This window comes from Synechococcus sp. H70.1, from assembly GCF_047502705.1.
Lineage (GTDB): Bacteria > Cyanobacteriota > Cyanobacteriia > Thermostichales > Thermostichaceae > Thermostichus.
Genome location: NZ_JANSIV010000066.1, coordinates 1 through 1,046 on the forward strand (window position 1 = coordinate 1; position 1,046 = coordinate 1,046).

A 1,046-nucleotide genomic window follows, 5' to 3' on the forward strand; every position below is an offset into this window, starting at 1 on the left:
ATCGAGCGGGTCAACGAAAGAATCGGCCTTTGCGGGATTTGGCGAGGCGCTCGCAGAGCTGCTGATACCGTTTTTGTGTGCTTTCGAGAACATCAAGTACTTAGGTAGGGGGAAAGTTGCCTGAGCTACACGATGACCGAGCCAGGGGGTGCAGTTAAAGGGGGTTCACCCCAGATTTCCACTTGATCGAGGGCGTGGCTGGTGAGGGGATAGAAGCGGACGCTGTCTTCGTTAGGCTTGATCCTTTTTCGGAGCCGTAGCTTGAGCTCCTCGAACTTGTCCTTGTTGAGGACGCACTCGAAGACACTGTACTGCACCCGCTTGCCGTAGCCTTCTAGCAAGTCCGCAATTTTCTTGCGGCGCTTGTCACAGGGGGTATCGTAGGTAACAACATAAAGAAACATCAGCGAATCCGGTAAGGCTGATACAAGTCTTGAGGATTATAGACGGACTGCTTAAACTTCTTAACCTGCTGTGTTAGCAAATCCCAGCGGGGCTGATCCCCAGCAGGAGTTGTAATGGATCCCTCCATTCTCTGGAGAAAAGCTTTGAGGTATTTCTTTCTGCCAGCATCGTTGAGAAAACAGCCCCCATCTCGATACTCGAAGTCTTCTTGGATATCCATAACACCGCTATTGACAAGCCACAGTACCAGGGAGTCCACAATAGGCGCTCGAAACTCTTCCAGCAAATCGGAAACCAGAGCAGCGTGGCGTTCACTGCTGGCATGTAGGCAACCTTGATAGGGATCCAAATCTTGCAGCTCAATCAAGGTTAATAGGTGGTTCCAGAGCACCATGTAGCCAAAGCTAAGCATGGCATTGACTGGATTGGTGGGTGGTTGTCGGGTGCGCTTGAGCAAAACAAATCCTTTTTGTTGTAAGCAATTGCCCAATTCCGGGAAATACAGGGCTGCGCCGATCCCTTCAATGCCGCGCAGTTGATCTAGAGACTTAGCCTGCAGAGCTTGCTCAGCCAGATGTTCCAAGCTGCGCAGGGTTAGATCCCCAGTTTCGCTGGGGCGCTGCCTAAGTTGCCGCATCAAC

General features: G+C 51.6%; 2 protein-coding genes. Both read right to left on the reverse strand.

The features are described from left to right. Window positions 1-125: 125 nt before the first annotated feature. Entirely contained in the window at window positions 126-404 is a 279-nt protein-coding gene (cas2, locus tag NW827_RS04780) for a CRISPR-associated endonuclease Cas2 (RefSeq protein ID WP_414335550.1), read from the reverse strand. After that, window positions 404-1,046, reverse strand: a 643-nt coding sequence (gene cas1 / locus NW827_RS04785) for a CRISPR-associated endonuclease Cas1 (protein ID WP_414503392.1), incomplete at its 5' end; no start/stop codon positions are given. The genes cas2 and cas1, both read right to left, overlap by 1 nt.